This is a genomic window from Aeromonas sobria, assembly GCF_006243315.1.
In the GTDB taxonomy this organism is placed as follows: Bacteria; Pseudomonadota; Gammaproteobacteria; order Enterobacterales; family Aeromonadaceae; genus Aeromonas; species Aeromonas sobria_A.
This window is the reverse complement of record NZ_NKWE01000017.1, coordinates 127877-147506: the sequence shown is the minus strand read 5'-3', so window position 1 is coordinate 147506 and position 19630 is coordinate 127877. Positions and strand designations below refer to the sequence as shown.

Here is a 19630-nt window from a genome sequence, read left to right as displayed (position 1 = left end):
AGTCGTCTTCTGAAAATGACAATCTGGTCACTTTTACATCGTTGTCGCCAAAGCCAGACACTTTTTCAGGGTGGCTATTTTTGACCTTGTCAGCGACTGTCGCAGACCCGCGCACCTGAGCTTGTCCAACCAACCGGTTATGACAAGATGACGCCAAGCTCGATGAGCACCCTATACACGGCAGGAGAACAACATGAACACGTCCATGATGGCAGGTATCGGTATTGGCATCGCCTCGGCCCTGGCGCTCTCGGCAGCAGCTAGCGGCTCCCTCTTCACCCCAGAGCCCACTTTTGCCGAGGTGATCGCCAGCAAGCCGATCACCGAGACCATCAAGACCCCGAAGCAGGAGTGCCGCAACGTCACTGTGACCCACCGCAAGCCGGTACAGGATGAGCACAAGATCCTGGGTTCCGTGGTCGGTGCCGCGCTGGGGGGAGTGGTTGGCCACCAGTTTGGCGGTGGCAGCGGCAAAAAAGTGGCGACCGCCGCCGGAGCTGTGGCAGGGGGATATGCCGGTAATCAGGTGCAGGGCAATATGCAGGCTAGCGACACCTACACCACCACCGAGCAGCGCTGCAAAACCGTGCAACAGAGCAGCGTCAACACCATAGGTTATGACGTGACCTATCGCCTCGCCGGTCAAGAGGGGGTGATCCGCATGAAGCAAGCCCCCGGTGCCACCATCCCGGTCAAGGAGGGAAAACTGGTGATCGACCAGCCAAAAGTGTGATTTCTCCTGGCGCCAGTCAGCAGCAGGCCCGCCTCTTTCGAGGCGGGCCTGTAGTTTTTGGGCCGCTTGTTTCCCTTTTTTCAAACAATGGCACTCACGGTCATTGCGCTGAGGCTGTTACCCCTTGCAGCATTTTTTCACCGCCCGCACCACGTTCTGATAACCGGTGCAGCGGCAGAGATTGCCCGAAAGGCCGCGGCGGATCTCCGCATCGGTCAGCGGGCGGCGATCTGTCTTGTCGAGTAAAGCCGCGCTCGCCATCACGAGCCCTGGGGTGCAAAAACCGCACTGCACAGCCCCCTCGTCGATGAAGGCCTGCTGCACATCGGAGAGCTGGTTGCCTTGCCGCTCCCCCTCCACGGTACGAATGGACTTGCCATCGGCCCATACCGCGAGATAGAGGCAGCTGTCGATGGCGATACCATCCACCCGCACGGTACAGGCGCCGCACTCGCCGACGCTGCACCCCTCTTTCACACTGATCAGCCCCTGCCCGCGCAGGAAGTAGAGCAGCGACATGGTGGGCGACACCGCATAGGAGTAAGGCTTGCCGTTGATCTCGCACTGGATCGCAACAGTGGGACAGGTTTGCGGTTGCATCATAGGATCTTGCCTCCGGCACGTTCGACAGCGCAGGCGACCACCCGCTGCGCCAGGGTTTTGATAAGGTGCAGGCGAAACTCTTTTTCCGCCCGCCAGGAGGAGCGCGGCGCCACATCGGCCACCACCGCCTCGGCAATGGCCACCAGCGTCGCCCGGGTTAGCGGTTGCCCCTCGGCTGCCGCCTCTGCGTGAGGAGTGCGCACCGGTGTCGGCGCCGCCACCCCGTAGGCCAGCCGCAGGCGCTTGAAGTGGCCATTTTCAATCTGGCAGTAGGCGGCGCAGCCGATGGTGGCGATATCCATGGCCCCCCGCATGGCGTATTTGAAGTAGTGGGAGCCCACATGAGGATGGGGATCCGGGGCAAAATGAAACGCCACCAGAATGTCCGCCGGTTGCAGTGCCACCTTGCCGGGGCCGGTGTGAAAACCGGCGATGGGGATGCGGCGCGTGCCGCCCGGGCCAGCGATTTCCAGTTCGGCTTCCAGCGCGACCGTGGGCGCTGCCGAGTCGGCACTGGTGGCGCCGTTGCAAATGTTGCCGCCATAGGTGGCGACGTTGCGGATCTGCGGACCCGCGATGGTGGCGGCCGCTTCCGCCAGCATCGGCAGGCGGCGCTGCACCAGCGCGTTTTCGATGATCTCGGTAAAGGTGGTGCCAGAGCCGATGCGGATCGATCCATCAGCCAGCTCGCTCACCCCTTTGAGTTCCGGCAAGTCGTGAATATCGACGATATGGCGATAGGCAGGGTTGAGATGATGAAGCTGGATCATCACATCGGTGCCACCGGCCAGCAGGCGCGCCTCGGGGTCGGCCAGGCGCAGGGCGAGCGCCTCGGCCACACTGTGCGCCTTGTAGTAACGGGCAATATCAAACATGGTGTTGCTCCTCCCCTGAACCCTCGGTGATCAAACCCGCCGCGACAAACTCCCGAAACAGGGTCTTGGGGGTGATGGGCAGCTCATTGATGGCGACGCCGGTCGCCATGCGAATGGCGTTACGAATGGCCGGCCCCGGCGAGATGATGGGCGGTTCTCCCAAAGATTTGTGGCCATAGACCGACTGGGGCTCATAGGTCTGCACGAAGTCGCATTCGAGCTCTGGCAAATCCAGCATGGTGGGGAACTTGTAGTCGAGCAGGTTGGGATTACGCACCACGCCGGTTTTGGCGTCGATGATCATCTCCTCAAACAGCGACCAGCCAATCCCCATCCCCATGCCGCCATGCACCTGCCCCTCCGCCAACTGTGGATTGAGGATCTTGCCGGCATCATGCAGGTTGATGATGCGATTGATGGTCACCTTGCAGAGATCGATATCGACGCTGAGATCGACAAAGGTACAGCCGAAACTGGGCGGGTTGGTGGTGGTCTTGTGGGAGACCTCGGCGGTGATCTGACCGCCGATGGTGAGGTGGTAGTAGGCGTTGACCGACACCTCGGCGACGCTGATCAGCACCTTGTCCGGCGCACCGGCCAGCACCACGTAACCGTCGATCAGGGCCAGCGACCCCACATCCTGATGGCAGAGCTGGGCCGCCAACGACAGAATGCGCGCCCGCAGTTGCAACGCAGCCTGATGGATGGCGGGGGCCGCCACATAACTCTGACGCGAGGCGAATGAGCCCGGATCGTAGGCGGTGATGTCGGTATCCTGAGTCGAGATGACCCGGATTTGCTCAAACGGAATGCCCAAGGTCTGGGCCGCCATCTGGGCAAAGACGGTATCCGACCCCTGCCCTATCTCGGTGGCACCGATCTGCAGATTGACGGTGCCATCCTGATTGAGCAGCATGCGGGCGCCGGCAATTTCGACCCCCACCGGATAGGTGTTGGAGCCGTAGCTGAAACAGGCCACCCCGATGCCGCGCCGCACCCGGCTCGCGGGATCCTGCCCCAGACACTCGGCCTTGAGCCGATCCCACTCAAACATCTCGCGACCACGCAGCAGGCAGTCTGGCAACCCGGCGCTGTAGATGGTCTTCTGGTTGACCTGATTGACATCCCCTTCCCGCGCCACGTTGGCGATACGCACGTCGAGCGGGTCGAGCCCCAACTCGACGCAAGCGTCATCGAGCATGCATTCGAGGGCAAAAATCACCTGGGGCGCGCCGTAACCGCGCATGGCTCCGGCGGTGGGCAGGTTGCTGTAGAAGGTCGTGGCGTCATAACCAAAAGCGCTGCGCGGATAGAGGTAGCTGATCTTGTTGCCACCGGCGCTGGCGATGGAGTGGCCGTGGGAGGCATAGCCGCCGGTGTTGGAGAGCACATCGAGCTGATAACCCTTGAGGGTGCCGTCGCGGTTGAGGCCAATCTTGCCGTCGATGGCAAAGCCGTGGCGGGTGCGGGAGGCGAAGAAGCACTCCTCACGACTGAGCGTTACCTTGACCGGTACGCCGCCGAGCTTATAGCTCAAAAACGCCGCCATCGGCTCTTCCAGCACATCCTGCTTGTTGCCAAAACCGCCGCCCATATAGGGCTTGATCACCCGCACGCTGGACCAGGGCAGGCCGAGGGATTTGGCGACCCGGCTGCGCACTATCTGGGGGATCTGGGTGCTGCTGACCACTATGATGTGGTCCGGCTGATCCATGTAGGCGTAGCAGGTCACCGTCTCCAGATGGCAGTGCTGCACCACAGGGGTCTGGTAATGCGCCTGAAACTGCAGATCGGCGGCGGCGATGGCCTGCTCCGGGTCATTGGCACGAAGCTGGCTTTGGCGTAGCAGATTGCCGCTCGGGTGGATGGGATAGGCACCGTCGGCCAGCGCACTTTCGGCATCCGTCATCACCGGCAGCGGCTCGTAGCTCACCTTGACCAGCGAGGCCGCTTTTTCGGCGACCAGCGGATCACGAGCTACGACGATGGCAACCCCATCGCCGAAGTGGCGCACATGGTCGGTGAGCAGGCGGCGGTCTTTCACATCCCGTTTGGTCTCATCAAGGGACCAGGCGTGACCGGCGGTGCGAAAGCAGGTGGTGGGCACATCTTCATGGGTAAACACGGCTTCAACCCCGTGCAGGGCCAGCGCCTCGGTGGCGTCGATGGCGAGCACCTTGCCGTGGGCGATGTTGCTGCGCACATACTTGGCGTGGCGCATCCCGAGCATGATGTTGTCATCGGTATAGCGGGCGCTGCCGGTCACCTTGGCCTCGGCATCCACCCGCTTGAACGGTAATCCTATGGACATATGCAAGTCCTTTTTCGAAGGGAAAAATCTGGAACCGGCATAAAAAACAGCAAGATATGCGCCTGTTTCCAGCAATCGTCAGGACAATGGGGAGAAGTGTGAAGGGGATCCCGTCTCGCCCCCCGTTCCTGGTCTGCAGTGGCGAACCGTTGGCAAACAGCGGCAAATTTGCGGTGAAAAAAACGGCAGCACGGGGACAGCAAGGGCGAGACCCTATCAATCTGGTAGGGGGATTTATCAAAATGGTATAGCAATGGCACCACTCCACTGCAGAAGCGGCTGAGGCAAGATAGCCAACGCGGGCGGGCTGAGCGCCGCAGGCATAAAAATGGGGCCGCCAGCGCGGCCCCAAACGGGGGGGTATCCCTAAATAGCCCAGCCCCCGGCATAGAAAAGCACCAGCATCAGGGCGATGATGACGGTCCCTATATTGAGCTTGTGCCACTCCTTGGAGCAGATGCGGCCAATCACCAGCGAACTGAAGCCCAGCATAATGCCGGTGACGATATTGCAGGTGAGCACGATAAAGACGGCGCACATCAGACCGGACATAGCCCCGACAAAGTCATCGAAATCGAGCTTGGTGACATTGCTCAGCATCAACAGCCCCACATACATCAGGGCTGGCGCGGTGGCATAGGCCGGCACCAGATAGGAGAGCGGCGAGAGGAACAGCATCAACAGGAACAGGCCGCCCACCACGGTGGCGGTCAGGCCGGTTTTGCCCCCCGCCGCCGTGCCCGCCGCCGATTCGATATAGACGGCAGCAGGCGCCGCCCCCACCAGACTGGAGAAGATGCTGCTGACCGAGTCGGCACTCAGCGCCTTGCCGCTGTTGATGATGTGCCCATCTTTATCCAGCAGGTTGGCCTGCCCCGCCACCGCCCGGATGGTGCCGGTGGCATCAAACACCGCCGTCATCACCAGCGCCAGCACGCTTGGCAGTACCAGCGGCGAGAGGGCCCCCATGATATCCAGACTGAAGATCAGGGACTTGCCCTGCTCATCCGAAAGGCTCGGCAGGGCGAACAGCCCCTGATACTTCACCGCCGGATCGAAGATCAGGCCAAAGATGGAGATGGCGATGATCACCAGCAGGATCCCCCCCGGTACTTTCAACTTCTCCAGCCCGAAGATCACCGCCAGGCCAATCAGGGACATGATGACCGGCATGGAGGTAAAAGCTCCCAGCGCCACCGGCAACCCCTCCAGCGGGTTCTTGATCACCAGCCCCACCCCGTTGGCGGCGATGAGCAGCAGGAAGAGACCGATACCGATGCCGGTGCCGTGGGCAATCCCCATCGGCAGGTTGTCGAGGATCCAGCTACGCACCCCGGTCACCGAGATGGCGGTAAAGATCACCCCCATCAGGAAGACGGCGCCGAGGGCCACTGGAATGGGGATCTGCTGCCCCAGCACCAGACTGAAGGCGGTAAAGGCGGTCAGCGAGATGGCGCAACCGATGGCCATTGGCAACTTGGCCCAGAGCCCCATCAAGAGCGAACCAAAACCTGCCACCAGACAGGTGGCGACAAACACCGCGCCGGGGGGAAAACCCGCCTTGCCGAGCATGCTCGGCACCACGATCACCGAGTAGACCATGGCAAGGAAGGTGGTGAGCCCCGCCAGTACCTCCTGCCTGACGTTGCTGCCCCGCTCGCTGATCATAAAGTAGCGATCAAGAGCCGTGATTGGCTGTTGCTTTAGTGCGCTCTTGCCGGCGTCATCATTGGCCAGCTGTTCCACGCTGTTTGTCCTGCTGTTTGCTTGGGTCATACCCAACTCCTTCACTCGCGCCTGAATATTCCATGACGAAATGGCGACAGGATCTGCGGGTCTGCCGAGCGCCAGTCTGGTGAAAAACAGGCGATGGCGGCAGAGAGTGCGACAGACAGACCAGGGCAGGCAGCCTTGACTCAAACGTTTGCCTTGCTGGTCAAAAAACCGGCCATTTCAGGTTCTATTGCGGGGATATCCCCTGTCGTGCGGCAAGACTGGCACCCCTATGGGCACGCCAGCCGCCGTATGCTTTGGGGCTGCGCCGCGGCAGCCCCTCCATCCCCTACCCCCGTTCGTGTACCAGTTGGCCATCCACATAGGTGCGGTAGATGGATCTGTCATCCCCCAGGGTCAGCAGCACAAAGAGCTTGTCCCGCAGGGTGGTGGAGTTGTCATAACGCAGCTGCTGCAGCGGGGTGGCGACCGGGTCGAGCACCACGAAATCCGCCTCCTTGCCCAGCGCAAAGCTGCCGATCTTCTCATCCAGCCCCAGCGCATGGGCGCCGCCCAGCGTCGCCAGATAGAAAGCCTGATAGGCCGAGAGCCGCTCCCCTTGCAACTGCATCACCTTGTAGGCCTCGTTGAGGGTCTGCAGCATGTTGAAGGTGGTGCCCGCACCGATGTCGGTGCCCATCCCCACCTTTATCTGCTTGCGCCACGCCTTGTGCAGCTTGAACAGACCACTGCCGAGATAAAGATTCGAGGTGGGGCAAAAGGCGATGGTGGAGCCGGTCTCTTTCAGGCAATCCCACTCCTGCTCTTCCAGATGGACGCAGTGGGCAAAGACGCAGTTGTGGCCGGTCAGCCCGTGCTGGTGATAGACATCGAGATAGCCCTGATGCGCTGGGAACAGGGATTTGACCCAGGCGATCTCCTCCTTGTTCTCGCACAGATGGGTGTGTAGATAGGTGGTGGGAAACTCTTCGCGCAGTCGCCGCGCCATCGTCAGCTGCTCGGGTGTCGAGGTGGGTGCAAATCGTGGTGTGATGGCATAGAGCAGGCGACCGTTGCCGTGCCAGCGCTCGATAAGCTGCTTGCTCTGCTCATAACTGCTCTGCGCGGTATCCAGCAGATAATCGGGGGCGTTGCGATCCATCATCACCTTACCGGCGATCATCCGCATATTGATGCGGCTGGCCGCCTCGAACAGGGCATCCACCGACTCGGGGTGGACGGTGCCGAACACCAGCGCCGTGGTGGTGCCGTTGCGCAGCAGCTGCTTGATGAAGAAGGTGGACATCTCGCGGGCATACTCGAGATCGTTGTAGCGCCGCTCGGCCGGGAAGGTGTGACTGTTGAGCCACTCCAGCAGCTGCTCACCATAGGCCCCCACCATCTCGCTCTGGGGATAGTGAATGTGGGTATCGACAAAGCCCGGCACTATCATCTTGCCGCGGTAATCCCGCACCCGCACCTCGGCCGGAATGCGATCTTTCCCCTGCTCCCACTCACCAAACCAGTCGATACAGCCGTTGCGAATGATCAGCAGGCCATCCTCGACCAGACGGGCGTTGGCCTCAATCTCCTCGGGCTGATCCACCACCCGGGTGATATCGAAGAAGCTGCCGCGCACCGCTTTGACAGAGTTGTCGTTTTTCATAACTGTTTCCCTGTTTTTCTTGTTCTGTTGACGTTTTTTGCCGGTTTAACCGTCAGATCCGTTCGATTTGAGGCGCCACCGCTCGCGCGGGCACTTCGTCTGATGAACCCTCACCCTTGCTGGCCGATGGCTGGCCCGCGCTGCGGGCGGTAAAGATCACATCCGGTTTGTCGCTCAGCTGGATCACCTCCACCGCCTCGGCATCCTTGGCGGCCGCCTTGCGCTTGCGGCTTTGCGGTAACACCAGATTCATGATGATGGCGGTGATCCCCCCGGCGCAGATAGGGTTCTCCACCAGCATGTAGATCCCGGCTGGCAGCACCTTGAAGACGTTCGGGTCGTAGGAGACGCCAAGCCCAAGGCCCAGCGAGGTAGCGACAATCAGAGTCTCCCGCCGATCGAAACCGTGGCTGATGATGATGCGACCACCGGCGATGGCGATCATCGAGAACATGATGACCATGGCGCCCCCCATCACAGGTGACGGTATGGTGGTAAAGAAGCGTCCCACAACAGGGAAGAGCCCCAGCAGCACCAGAATGACGGCAATAAACTTGCCCACATGGCGTGAGGCCACCCCGGTCATCTGGATGACGCCGTTGTTCTGGGCGAAGGTGGTGAGCGGCAAAGAGCCGAGGGCCGAGGCGATCACCGAGACCAACCCATCAGCCAGCACGCCGCCGGAGAGCCGTTTTTGAAACTCGGGGCCCTGGATCTCCCGCCGGGAGACCATGGCGGTGGCGGTAATGTCCCCCACCGCCTCCAGCACGCTCAACAGATAGATGGTACCGGCCAGCAGAAAGGCATGAAAATCGAAGGAGAAACCGTACTTGAACGGGATAGGCACAGTGATAAGCGGCAGGTTCTCAAGGGCGGAGAAATCCACCATGCCGAGCATCAGGGCCACCACATAACCCACCATCAGACCGATGGCGATGCCGCTCATGCGCAGCAGCGGGCTCCTGCTGCAGTTGAAGGCGACGATGACGCAGAGTACCAAGAGCCCCAGCCCTATGTTCTCGTATTTGCCGAAGGTGCCGCTGCTCATAGCGGAAAAGCCGCCGCCAAAATCGATAATGCCCACCTTGATAAGGCTCAGGCCGATCATCAACACCACCACACCGCTCACGGTCGGGGTGATCACCCGCTTGAGGTAGGGCAGCACGAAGGAGGAACCCACCACCAGAAAAGCCCCGACGAAGGAAACGCCCAGCAGGGTCGAGACGATCAGCTCCTCGTGCAGGCCATCTTTTTTCATGGCACCGCCAAGGGCGATCATCACGGTGACGAAGGAGAAGTTGACCGACTGGATAGAGAGCAGGCCCGATCCTATGGGGCCATAGCGGTTCACCTGCAGCCAGGTGCCGATACCGGAGGCGATCATCGCCATGGAGACCAGATAGGCAGTGGTCTCGGTTGATAGCCCCAGCGCGCCGCCGACGATCAGCGCCGGGGTCACCATGGGCACAAAAATGGCCAGTAGATGGGTCACTGCGCCCATCAGGGTTTGATAAAACGGGGGTTTGTCTTCCAGCTCGTAAATAAGATCAGAGTGCTTGCGTGTTGTTTTAGACATCGTGTTTGTCCCATCACACAGAATGGAGGCGGAGTACTCATTCCGCCGTCAGGCGATGGGGGCGAGCGTTCACCCGCCCCTCACCTTTTCTTTTGTTATGCCGACACTTTTTGCTCCAGCTTGCCCAGTTCGCGCAGGATCTGCTCCGGCGTGAAGTGCCACTTGCGCAGCCAGACACCGCAGGCGTCGTGGATGGCAGTGGCGATGGCAGGTGCCGCACCGTTCACCCCGATCTCCGAGATGGACTTGGCGCCGTAGGGGCCGACCTTGTCGTCACTCGGTACCAGGAAGGCCCGGAAGTCGCGGGGAATATCGCCAATCTTGGGCGCACCATAGCTCTTCAGATCCCGGGTGAGCGGGATGCCCTTGCTGTCGTAGCAGATCTCCTCGGTCATGGTGTGGCCGATGGCCCGCATGGTCGCCCCGTAGATCTGGCCGAGGGCCAGCTCCGGGTTGATGGGGGTGCCGCAGTCGAGCAGGGCGTAGAACTTGTCGAGGCGGATCTGGCCAGTTCTGACGTTGACCGCCACCTCGGCGAAGTTGGCGCCATACGGGAAGGCAAGCTCCGAGGTGATGTAGCTGGCGGTGCCCACCAGAATGCCAAAACCGGTGCCGGTCTCTGATTTGTGGGCAATCTTGGCAAGAGAGACCTCCCCCAGCTTGCCGCGCACTATGCCCGGGTGAACCAACTCTACATCTTCGACCGGCTCGCCCAGCATGGCGGCACCGTGGAACAGGATCTTCGCCTTGAGGTTCTCGGCCGCCATCTTGGCCGCATTACCGGAGAAGCAGGTACCAGACGAGGCGTAGGCCCCCTTGTCGAACAGGGCGTGATCGGTATCGCCAGAGATCACATGCACATCGCTGAGCGGGCAACCGAGCACCTCGGCGGTCAACTTGGCCACCACGGTATCCAGACCGGTGCCGATATCGGCACCACCGGAGTGGACGATCAAGGTGCCATCCGATTCTAGCTTGACCATGCAGTTGGCCTGATCGATATCGGGGATCCCCGATTTTTGCATGATGATGGCGATGCCACGACCGATGCGCCAATCCCCGTCAGCGGGTTTGGGGCTGTCCCAGGCAATCAGCTCGCGACCCTGCTTGAGGATGGGTTCGAGGGCGCAGCTGGCGGCGTGGGGCACAGAAGTCGGCATCTTGCCCTCACCGATGGCGCCCAGCACCTTGAGGATGTCCCCTTCGTGCACCCGGTTGTGCTCCACCATGTCGAGTTGGTCGATCCCCAGTTTCTCGGCCAGTTCGGCGATGGCCATGGTCAGGGCGAAGTTACCCTTGGGCGCGCCATAACCCTGATAGGCGCCGGTCGGGCAGATGTTGCTGTAGTAGGTGTTGACGGTAAAGCGCACGTTGTCGCACGGATAGAGCGGCAGGGAGAGCGCCGGGCCGTTGCTCGGCACCGTCAATGAGTGGTTGCCGTAAGGGCCAGTGTTGGCACGAAAATCCATCTCGATGGCGGTAATGGTGCCATCTTTTTTGGCCCCCACTTTCACCTTCACCTTGGCCACGTGGCGGGAGGTGTTGCTGATGAACTCCTCTTCACGGGTGTAGCGGAAGGTGACCGGACGGCCGGTGACCTTGGTCGCCCAGGCGCACACCTCTTCCAGCAAGATATCCTGCTTGGAGCCAAAGCCGCCCCCTACCCGCTCCTTGATCACATGCACCTGATGTTGCTTGAGGCCGACGATGCGCGCCACCTGACGGCGCACGTGCCACGGCACCTGAGTGGAGGCGTGAATGACCAGACGATCCCCATCCATGTAGGTGAAGCAGATGTGCGGCTCGGTCGGGCACTGCTGGGCCTGGGTCGATTCGTAGGTACGCTCGACAATCTCGTCTGCCTCGGCAAAGCCTGTTGCCACGTCACCGATCTGACCATGGACGCTGGCGGCGATGTTCTCGTGCGGGCGGGAGCCGATGGGGAAGTTGATGATCATGTGCTCGTCGCCACGGCGCACCGAGCAGGCGTTCTGCTGCTCGAGATCCGCAGGCGCGCCAGCCATGTAGATGATGGGCTCGTCATGCACCAGCGGTGCATTGGGGGCCATCGCCTCGTCGATATTCATGACCGCAGGCAGCACCTGATATTCGACCTCGATGAGTTTAAGGGCCGCCAGCGCCACCGCTTCACTCTCGGCCACCACAGCGGCGACCCGATCACCGACGTGGCGCACCTTGCGGCTGAACATGCGGCGATCGAGCGGTGACGGCTCGGGGGCGCTCTGGCCACCCGGGGTGTAAAACACATCCGGGCAGTTGAGATGGGTGATGACGTGCACCACCCCCGGCAGCGCCTCGGCGCGGCTCACATCGAGTTTGGTGATCACCGCATGGGGATGGGGGCTGCGCAGCATCTTGATGATCAGCGCATCCTCGGTAACCCTGTCCTCCACGTAGCAGGGCTTGGCCTGCACCATCTTGGCGGCGTCCACTTTCGGGCAGCTCTTGCCGATATGGCGCAGATCGTCGCGAAACTCCGGGGCGATCTGGCACAGATAATCCGGGTTCTTCATCCGCGAGCAGGCCAGCTCGATGGCCTGATAGAACTGCTGGTAACCGCCATCGCGGTGAAACAGGCCCGAGAGGGCATCGTCAATTTGATCACGAGTGGGCTCGGGATGGCGATCAAGCAGGTCGGTGACAATCAGCGCGGCGGCCGGATCGTTGTAACCGGACTGCACCACCCCCACATCCACCATCGCCTGCTGCACCAGACTGAGCTGGTTCCAGCTGCCCAGCGACTCGGCGGTGCGCACCTGCGCCCCCTCCAGCTGGGCGGCGATCAGCAGAGAGGCGTTGATCACCTTGCCGTTGAACAGGATGGCATCGGAGCCAGCAAAACCGAAGCCGTCGTCGCTGTTGCGCACCGAGTGCATCCGGCACTGGTTGAACAGCACCCGCTGGGCATTGTCACCAGCCTTGCAGATGACGGTACGCAGGGCACCGTTCAGGGTAAAGTTGAGTTCCATCATGCTTGCACCTCCTGCTGCTGGCAGTCCACCAACAGATCCGCCACCACCACGCCGCTGATATACCGCTTGTAACTTATGCTGCCCGCCAGATCCTCACGGGGCGAAATCAGCTCGCTCACGGCGGCCTCCAGCGCGACATCGTGCAGATCGCGGCGCTCCAGATCCCGCAGCCGCATTGGCTGCGGGGTGACGCCAGCGACGGCCACCCGCATCTCACCAATGCTGTCGAGGGCCACGGCGGCGGTCATCACCGCCAGCCCGTCGGCGTTGCGGCTGATGCGGCGAGTGACGCAGCGCAGTTCAGGCTCCGGCAGCACAATCCCCAGCACCAGGGCATTGCGCTGACCCGCCAGATAGGCGTCGATGGGTTGCAGCAGGTTGTTCTCCAGCACCACTACCGCTTCAAGCACCAGCAGTACCGGCAGCAGCGGGGAGTCCTGCTGCTGGCAGGCAAGTTCGCCGCCAATGGTGGCCTGATTGCGCAAATGGCGGGAGTAGACAAATCCCAGCGCCTCGCACAGGGCGGCCGGGGTGCGGGGATCATCCTTGAGGGTCTGCAGGGTGACGGTGGCGCCGATATGGAGCTGGCCCTGCTGCTGTTCAATCTGGTTCAGTCCCAACTGGTCCAGCGAAATGACCACCTTCTTGTCGGTGCGGGTCGGGGCGGCGTTAAGCTTGCTGCCGCCCCCCATGTAGACGGCGTCGTTGCCGAAGCTGGCCTTGAGTTCCAAAGCCTGACCCAGTTGTTCGGGTCGGAAGAATTGCTCAATCATGTGTCGTCCTTACTCTTGCTGCCCGCCGCCGGGGTGAATCCACAGGGCGGGCAATCCGGTCCAAAACTGTGGAGGGTGGCCTTAGGCCAGCTGATCCATCCGTTGCCACAGGCGGCTCGCCACCTTGCTGGCCTGCTGATAAATGGGCGCGACATCGAACGGGAACTCGCGGTCCTGATAGACCATGCGCCCCTCCACCATCACGCTGTTGACGCTGGCAGATCCCATGCCGAAGGCGAGATGGCCGCCGAGGTTGCGCGGCGCCAGCGGGGTCGGTGAGTCGTAGTCGCAGATGGTGAGGTCGGCCTTGTAGCCTGGCTCCAGGCGGCCAAACTTGGCGCCGAAGTTGCGCTCCAGCAGGGTGTTGCCGTTCCACAGGAAGCGGGCAAAGCTGTCAGGCCACAGGGCGCCACCGGCATCCTTGTGCTTGAAGTAGGCGAACTTGAGCTCTTCGAGCATGTCGGAGCCGATGCCGTCGGTGCCGAGCGCCAGATTGCGGTACTCAGGCAAGTGCATGTTGTAGCCCACGTGGTTGTTCATGTTGGAGCGGGCGTTGTGCACCAGGAAGGCATCGCGGCTGTTGAGCAGCTCGATGTCGGCCGGGCTCAGGTAGATACCATGGGCGACCAGGGATTTGCTGTCGATAAGGCCAAATTCATCCAGCCGGGCGATGGGCTCCTTGCCATAGTGGTGGTGGCCGTGAGCCATGTCGTATCTGTCTTCCGCCACATGGATATGCAGACCGCGACCGGTGACCTGCACCGCTTCGCGCAGCATGGCCAGCCCTTCGTCGGGCACGGTGAAGGGGGCGTGGGCGCCGATATGGGCCTCCACCAGATAGGGTTCGCTCCCCTTGGCCTTGGCGGCATCGATCTGTTGGGCGAACAGGATGTTCTCCTCCACCCCGGCCTGCAGCTCGGCGAGGCCGCCGTTGCGATCCGTGGTCTCGAAGCAGGTCATGCCGCGCAGACCCGCCTCCACAAACCCTTTGCGCAGCACATTCAGCGAGCCCTTGATGAAGTTGGGCGAGGCGTGGTGGTCGATCACCGCGCTGCAGCCGCTCTTGATCGCCTCCAGCGAGCAGATGAGACCGCTGTAGTAGAGGGACTCCTCATCGAGCGCCCGATCGAGCCGCCACCAGAGGTTTTTCAGGGTGGAGATAAAGTCCGGGCAGGGGGCGATGTTGGCCATGATCCCCCGCGACAGGCCGGAGTAGAAGTGGTTGTGGGCACAGACGATGCCCGGCATCACCAGCTTGCCACCCATCTCCCGATAGTTGGCATCCGGGTAGAGGGCCCGCAGATTGGGCCCCACCGCTTTAATAAGCGTCCCTTCGATGGCGATATCCACCCCTTCCAGTACCCGGGTCGGCTCCAGCTGGACGGCGGTGACGTTTTTCAGAATAAACATGGTGTGCTCCTTCGCTTATTCGTTATTCGCTCAGGCCTCAACGGCCCCCAGCAGGTAGTGGTGATGGGCGTGGACATGGCTGATGATGCGGCACATGTCGCCGAGGGCTGCTGGCGCATCCTTGATCCGGCTCTGGGCGTCTATGGTCAGGCGATAGGTCTCGCCATCCTGACGCACCTGCAGCTCACCACACCCTTCGCCGGTTTGGGCCAGATAGAAACCGGGGTTGCGGCTGTTGTCGAAGTCCTCTGGCAGGCTGAAGATGGTGACCTTGTCCTGATAGGGCTTGCCCTGCCACGGGCAGAACTGGGCGCAATTGCCGCACTCGTTGCAGTAGGCATCCAGGTGCAATGTCTGGAACTGGTCCTTGAAGCCCGGCACCGCGATAGCGACGTTGGCCCGGTTGGGGCAGACATCCACGCACTTGCTGCAGAGGTAGTTGCACTCGAGGCAACGGTGCGCCTCTTGCGCCACAAAGGCCTCCCGCTCGCTCTTGTCGACCAGGGTGACGGCGATGCTCCCCTTGCGACGATAGATCTCATCCTTGCCCGACGGCTGGATTGATACCTCGGCCTGGCCGCCAGCGATATGCTCGCGGGAGAGCACCAGATCCGCGGCGCGGCGGGCACCCCCGATGGCACCGACGATGGAGGACGGGCCGCTCTGCACGTCACCAATCAGGAAGACGTTGCGACGGCTGGTTTCACCGCTCTGGCTATCCACCTCGGGCCAGCCATCACTACCCAGGGGAATGCCCATGGCTTTCAATACTTCGCAATCTGGCTGCTCGCCGATGGCGGTGATCAGCGCATCCATCTGCATCACTTCGGTCTGCTCGGTGGGCACAGGACGGCGGCGGCCCTGCTCGTCAGGTTCCCCCAGCGCCATCATCCGCACGACAAGCTTGCCATCTTTGTCAAAGCGCTCCGGATTGGTGAGGAAGCAAAAACGCACCCCATCTTCCACCGCTTCCAGATACTCCTCACGGTAAGCAGGCATCTCTTTTTCGCTGCGACGGTAGATCACGGTCACATCGCTCACCCCCGGCACCTTGAGGGCGGCGCGGGCGCAATCCATGGCGGTGTTGCCGGCGCCGATCACCGCCACATGGCGGCCCAGCGGCAGCGGTTTGCCCTGATTGAAGCTGCGCAGGAAGTTGAAGGACTTGTAGACCCGATCATGACCCCCTTCGAGACGCATGCCGCCATTCTTGTCGGCACCGATGCCGACGAAGACATAGGTAAAGCCCTGGGCATGCAGTTTGTCGACGGTGAGCGCCGGATCGCAACCAAACTCGAACTTGACCCCGTGAGCAGCGACAAAGTCGATGTCGTGCTGGATAAGCTCCGCCGGGATGCGGAACTCGGGGATGATGTGTTTAACCACGCCACCGGCATCCGCTTCACGCTCGAACACGGTGACCGGATGACCGGCGCGGGCCAGGAAGTAACCGGCGGAGAGACCGGCCGGGCCTGCACCAATCACCGCAACCGGGTGCTTGTCACCGCTGCCTGCCGGTTTGTGCCAGCGCGCCTTGTACCCTTCCCAGCCGCGCTCGAGCGCGACCTTCTTGAGCTCGCGGATATTGAGCGGGCTGTCGTAATCCAGACGGGTGCAGTTGTACTGGCACTGGTGATCGCAAATATGGCCGGTGATGGCGGGCAAGGCGTTGCGCTGATAGATGAGTTCCAGCGCAGCCACATACTCCCCCTCGCCCATCAGGCGAATGTACTCGGGGATATCCTGATGCACGGCGCACGCGGTCACACACGGCGCGACGTAGCAGTCGGTCAGCGGCAGACCGCCGCCCACTTCGATACGATCGTCGGACTTCCACTCCTTCTGGGTGTAATCCATGGTGAGCGCCTTGGCGGCCAGCGCCTCCAGCTTGGCCACATCCACCTGACTCATGCCCCAGCTGCCCGACGAGTCGATCTCTTTGAGGCACTCAATCTGGCGCAGGTAGCCACCCGGCTTGAGCAGGTCGGTGGCCATGGTGATGGGGCGAATGCCGGTCTCGAAGATCTCCGCGATATTAAACTTGCTGGCGCCGCCCGAGTAGGAGATGGGCAGCTTGCCATCGAAGGCTCGGGAGAGTACGGCCGCTACGTTGATGGAGAGCGGGAACAGCGCACGGCCAGACATGTACATCTCATCGCCGGGCAGCGCCCCTTTACGGTTGATGGTGCCGAGGGTGTTGGTGAGTTTGACCCCGAAGGTGAGCCCCTTCTCGACCCCCAGTGCAATCAAGCGGGCCAACATGGCCTTGGCCTGATCCAGCTTGAGGTCATGATCGAACGACTCTTCGCTCAGACCAATGTAATCAAAGCCGCAGGTGTCGAGGATCTCGCGCACCCGCGGGTAGCCCAGCAGGGTCGGGTTGAGTTTGACGAAGGTGTTGAGCCCCTTCTCTTCCAGCATGTAGCGGCAGATGGCCTCAATCTCGTTGGGCGGGCAGCCGTGCATGGTGGAGAGGGTGAGGCCGTGCACCATATCGGCTGGAATGCGATCCGCCAGTTGTTGCAGACGATCGCGGCGGGCACCCAATCCCAGATCGGCGATAAACTGCTCGTCGGCCACCAGTTCGCGCACCACTTGCTGATACTCGGCAAATTTCGGGCTGGTGCTGGCATCCTTCAGGCTGTGGATGAACTGCTGCATCGGCGGCTGTTTGATGCCGTCGAGGTTGTACCCCACGCTCATGTTGAAGATGAAGGACTTGGCCTCTCCATCAAGACGCGGGTCAAACACCTCCTCCAGCAGATAGAGGGCAAACCAGGCTTTCAGGTACTCGTCGAACGCCTTGGGTAGGGTGAACTCGGTGGACCACTCGGTGTTGAAGCACTCATCCTCGGCATCAATGCAGGGCTTTGCCAGTTCGAGACGGTCCAGGATCTGCACCGTCTTGAGCTCGATAAAGCGCCCGCCGGTCAGCCAGGAGGTGACGATATTCTGGGCCAGCTGAGTATGGGGGCCAGCCGCCGGACCTATGGGGGTTTCGCAGGTTTCACCGAACACCTTGATCTTGCGCTCGTCCTGCTTGCGATAAAATTGCGCGGCGGGAATACCGAAAATACTCTGACTCTCTTTATATTCCGCGAAAATACGGGTCAGAAGGTTCTTGAACGGAACGGGTCGCATAATATCGCCCATGGCAATCTCCTTGCAGCTGTTCTGCCCATTGGCAGCATGAATAAATGGGGTATCCCGCACGGGCTTTACCCCTTGGCAAGGAGAGGAGCAACTATCAGGCCACACCAGTTATAAACCTATTTTTTAGGGTAAAAGCGTGAGGCAGCTCCAATTAATGAGGGGGATTTGTGACGCCACCATTATGGGTGTTGCGAGTAGTTATCAATCACTCTGGAATTTACTTGATGAGTGGATTAAAAAGAGCTCACCCTATCAACTCAAACGCGAGAAATATCACTTTGATACGCCATTTATCTCCCCGTTATGTTTTTAAAACAGGTTATTTCGCGCGCTCGCGCTCATTTTCCAGTACGCCGCCCAGCAGCGCCTGATAGCGCTGCGGGGTATCCACATCAAACAGAATGGCGGGGCTGTCGACCGGCACCAGACGGTGGGGATGCCGTTGCAACCAGCGCCGTACCGACGGCTGCACTGGGGCTGCAGCCAGCTCGCGGGCAAGGGATTTTGGCAGCAACACCGGGTGGCCCGCCTCCCCCTGAAAGGTGGGAAAGAGCGCCTCATGGCCCCGTGCCAGCCATAACTGTTGATAGACATCGCGCGGGATACAGGGGAGATCCCCGTGGCTGATAAAGAGGTAGTCTGCATCACTGGCCGCCAGAGCGCAGCGGATGGAGCTGCCCAGCCCCTGCTGATAGTCGGGGTTGTGGACGACAACAATATCCGGCCGCGCAAGGTAGCGCGCTTGAAGCTCCTCGCCACGATGGCCCACCACCAGAATAACCCGCTGACAAAAGGCCAGGGCATTTTTGAGACTTGCATCAAGCATTGTCCCCTGGCAATAAGGTAGCATCATTTTCCAGGTACCCATTCGGGAAGATAAACCCGCCGCCGTTATTATACAGTCACACTGCACTTGTTCCTGGCAACGTTGTTTTCCACTCCCTTCGATATTTATTTCGGTCGTCATTATGTCGCTACCACACGCTGTTGCTGTCGCATTTCCAGATATAGAACTGCTATTAAACCCGCTCACCAAAAATATTGATAGCCATACCACCTTAATTAGCCTTTGCGGCGCCGGGGGCAAAACCAGCACCCTGTTCTGGCTGGCGGAATACTTTTATAAACAGGGTAAGAGGGTGCTAATTACCACCACCACCCGGATGTTTCTGCCTGCCCCGTCACACTATCGGGAATTGATCCTGGAAACGGATCCCATCCGCCAGCTGACCCGCTGTCAGCAACTGCCCGATGAACCGACCCTGGTCGCCCTGTTCAGCCATATCGATCAGGCCAGCGGCAAGGTGGCGGGCCCCACACCCCAGCAGATCGATCTCATCAAGGGGCAGCAGCGCTTCGATCTCATCCTGGTCGAAGCGGATGGCGCCAATCACAAGTTATTGAAAGTGCCCGCTTTGCACGAACCTTGCATTCCCCAGAGCAGTGATTGGGTGATCGCCCTGACGGGTGGCGCCGTGGTGGGGGCCAAGGCCGACCCGCAACAGATCCACCGCTGGGCCGAGCTTCAGGCCCTGTGCGGGATAGAGGCCGGTGGCCCCCTCGACTGGGCGCTGTTTCACCAGCTGCTCGCCCACCCGCAGGGGGTGTTCAAGGGCACCCCGGCCAGGGCGCGCCGGATCTGGTTTATCAATGGCGATTATCAAAATGAGGCGTCATGGCAACCGCACTTGATAAAGCTGCTGGCCCGCCATCCCGAGCTCCACGCCATCTGGCAGGGGGCGGTTCGCGAGCCACAGCCCATTCGCCACGCACTCGGCTACTTCGCCCAGGATGAGGCACAGCCGCCTCGCCCATGATGGTTTA

The 19630-nt window shown here is 61.0% G+C and carries 13 protein-coding genes; 2 read left to right on the top strand and 11 right to left on the bottom strand.

Going from position 1 to position 19630, the window contains the following annotated elements; all coding sequences use genetic code 11:
• Positions 1 to 193: 193 nt before the first annotated feature.
• Positions 194 to 733, top strand: a complete 540-nt coding sequence (locus tag CF137_RS04535; RefSeq protein ID WP_101319909.1) for a glycine zipper 2TM domain-containing protein — start codon at positions 194 to 196, stop codon at positions 731 to 733.
• Between the two features lie 117 nt (positions 734 to 850).
• Here the strand turns inward: CF137_RS04535 and xdhC are convergent, their stop codons facing one another.
• The 11 genes from xdhC to mocA all read right to left on the bottom strand — a co-directional run bounded on the left by xdhC (position 851) and on the right by mocA (position 18773).
• Positions 851 to 1336, bottom strand: a complete 486-nt coding sequence (xdhC, locus tag CF137_RS04530; RefSeq protein ID WP_108535481.1) for a xanthine dehydrogenase iron sulfur-binding subunit XdhC — start codon at positions 1334 to 1336, stop codon at positions 851 to 853.
• On the bottom strand, positions 1333 to 2211 hold the full coding sequence (xdhB, locus tag CF137_RS04525) for a xanthine dehydrogenase FAD-binding subunit XdhB (protein WP_139718175.1): 879 nt from the start codon (positions 2209 to 2211) through the stop codon (positions 1333 to 1335). The genes xdhC and xdhB overlap by 4 nt, the downstream gene beginning before the upstream one ends.
• The gene (gene xdhA / locus CF137_RS04520; RefSeq protein ID WP_139718174.1) at positions 2204 to 4522 is read right to left on the bottom strand and encodes a xanthine dehydrogenase molybdenum-binding subunit XdhA; all 2319 of its coding nucleotides are present in this window, start codon (positions 4520 to 4522) and stop codon (positions 2204 to 2206) included. The genes xdhB and xdhA overlap by 8 nt, the downstream gene beginning before the upstream one ends.
• Positions 4523 to 4888: 366 nt before the next feature.
• On the bottom strand, positions 4889 to 6190 hold the full coding sequence (locus tag CF137_RS04515; RefSeq protein WP_232790212.1) for an NCS2 family permease: 1302 nt from the start codon (positions 6188 to 6190) through the stop codon (positions 4889 to 4891).
• A gap of 394 nt (positions 6191 to 6584) precedes the next feature.
• On the bottom strand, positions 6585 to 7901 hold the full coding sequence (gene guaD, locus CF137_RS04510) for a guanine deaminase (protein WP_139718173.1): 1317 nt from the start codon (positions 7899 to 7901) through the stop codon (positions 6585 to 6587).
• A gap of 52 nt (positions 7902 to 7953) precedes the next feature.
• On the bottom strand, positions 7954 to 9477 hold the full coding sequence (locus tag CF137_RS04505) for a nucleobase:cation symporter-2 family protein (RefSeq protein ID WP_139718172.1): 1524 nt from the start codon (positions 9475 to 9477) through the stop codon (positions 7954 to 7956).
• A gap of 95 nt (positions 9478 to 9572) precedes the next feature.
• Complete coding sequence (locus CF137_RS04500) at positions 9573 to 12470, bottom strand: molybdopterin-dependent oxidoreductase Mo/Fe-S-binding subunit (RefSeq protein WP_204787359.1); 2898 nt, start codon at positions 12468 to 12470, stop codon at positions 9573 to 9575.
• Positions 12467 to 13243: a molybdopterin-dependent oxidoreductase FAD-binding subunit gene (gene ygfM / locus CF137_RS04495; RefSeq protein WP_139718171.1), complete on the bottom strand. Its 777-nt coding sequence runs from the start codon at positions 13241 to 13243 to the stop codon at positions 12467 to 12469. The genes CF137_RS04500 and ygfM overlap by 4 nt, the downstream gene beginning before the upstream one ends.
• 81 nt (positions 13244 to 13324) lie before the next feature.
• Positions 13325 to 14653 carry a putative aminohydrolase SsnA gene (ssnA, locus tag CF137_RS04490; RefSeq protein WP_139718170.1) on the bottom strand — a complete coding sequence of 443 codons (1329 nt, stop codon included), beginning with the start codon at positions 14651 to 14653 and terminating at the stop codon, positions 13325 to 13327.
• Between the two features lie 30 nt (positions 14654 to 14683).
• Positions 14684 to 17806 (bottom strand): putative selenate reductase subunit YgfK, encoded by a 3123-nt coding sequence (ygfK, locus tag CF137_RS04485; protein ID WP_139718169.1) that lies wholly within the window; start codon positions 17804 to 17806, stop codon positions 14684 to 14686.
• Positions 17807 to 18125: 319 nt separating this feature from the next.
• Positions 18126 to 18773 (bottom strand): molybdenum cofactor cytidylyltransferase, encoded by a 648-nt coding sequence (mocA, locus tag CF137_RS04480; protein ID WP_139718168.1) that lies wholly within the window; start codon positions 18771 to 18773, stop codon positions 18126 to 18128.
• A 1-nt stretch (position 18774) separates the two neighbouring features.
• Between mocA and yqeC the strand changes: the two genes are divergently transcribed.
• Positions 18775 to 19623 carry a selenium cofactor biosynthesis protein YqeC gene (gene yqeC / locus CF137_RS04475; protein WP_139718167.1) on the top strand — a complete coding sequence of 283 codons (849 nt, stop codon included), beginning with the start codon at positions 18775 to 18777 and terminating at the stop codon, positions 19621 to 19623.
• Positions 19624 to 19630: the final 7 nt, after the last annotated feature.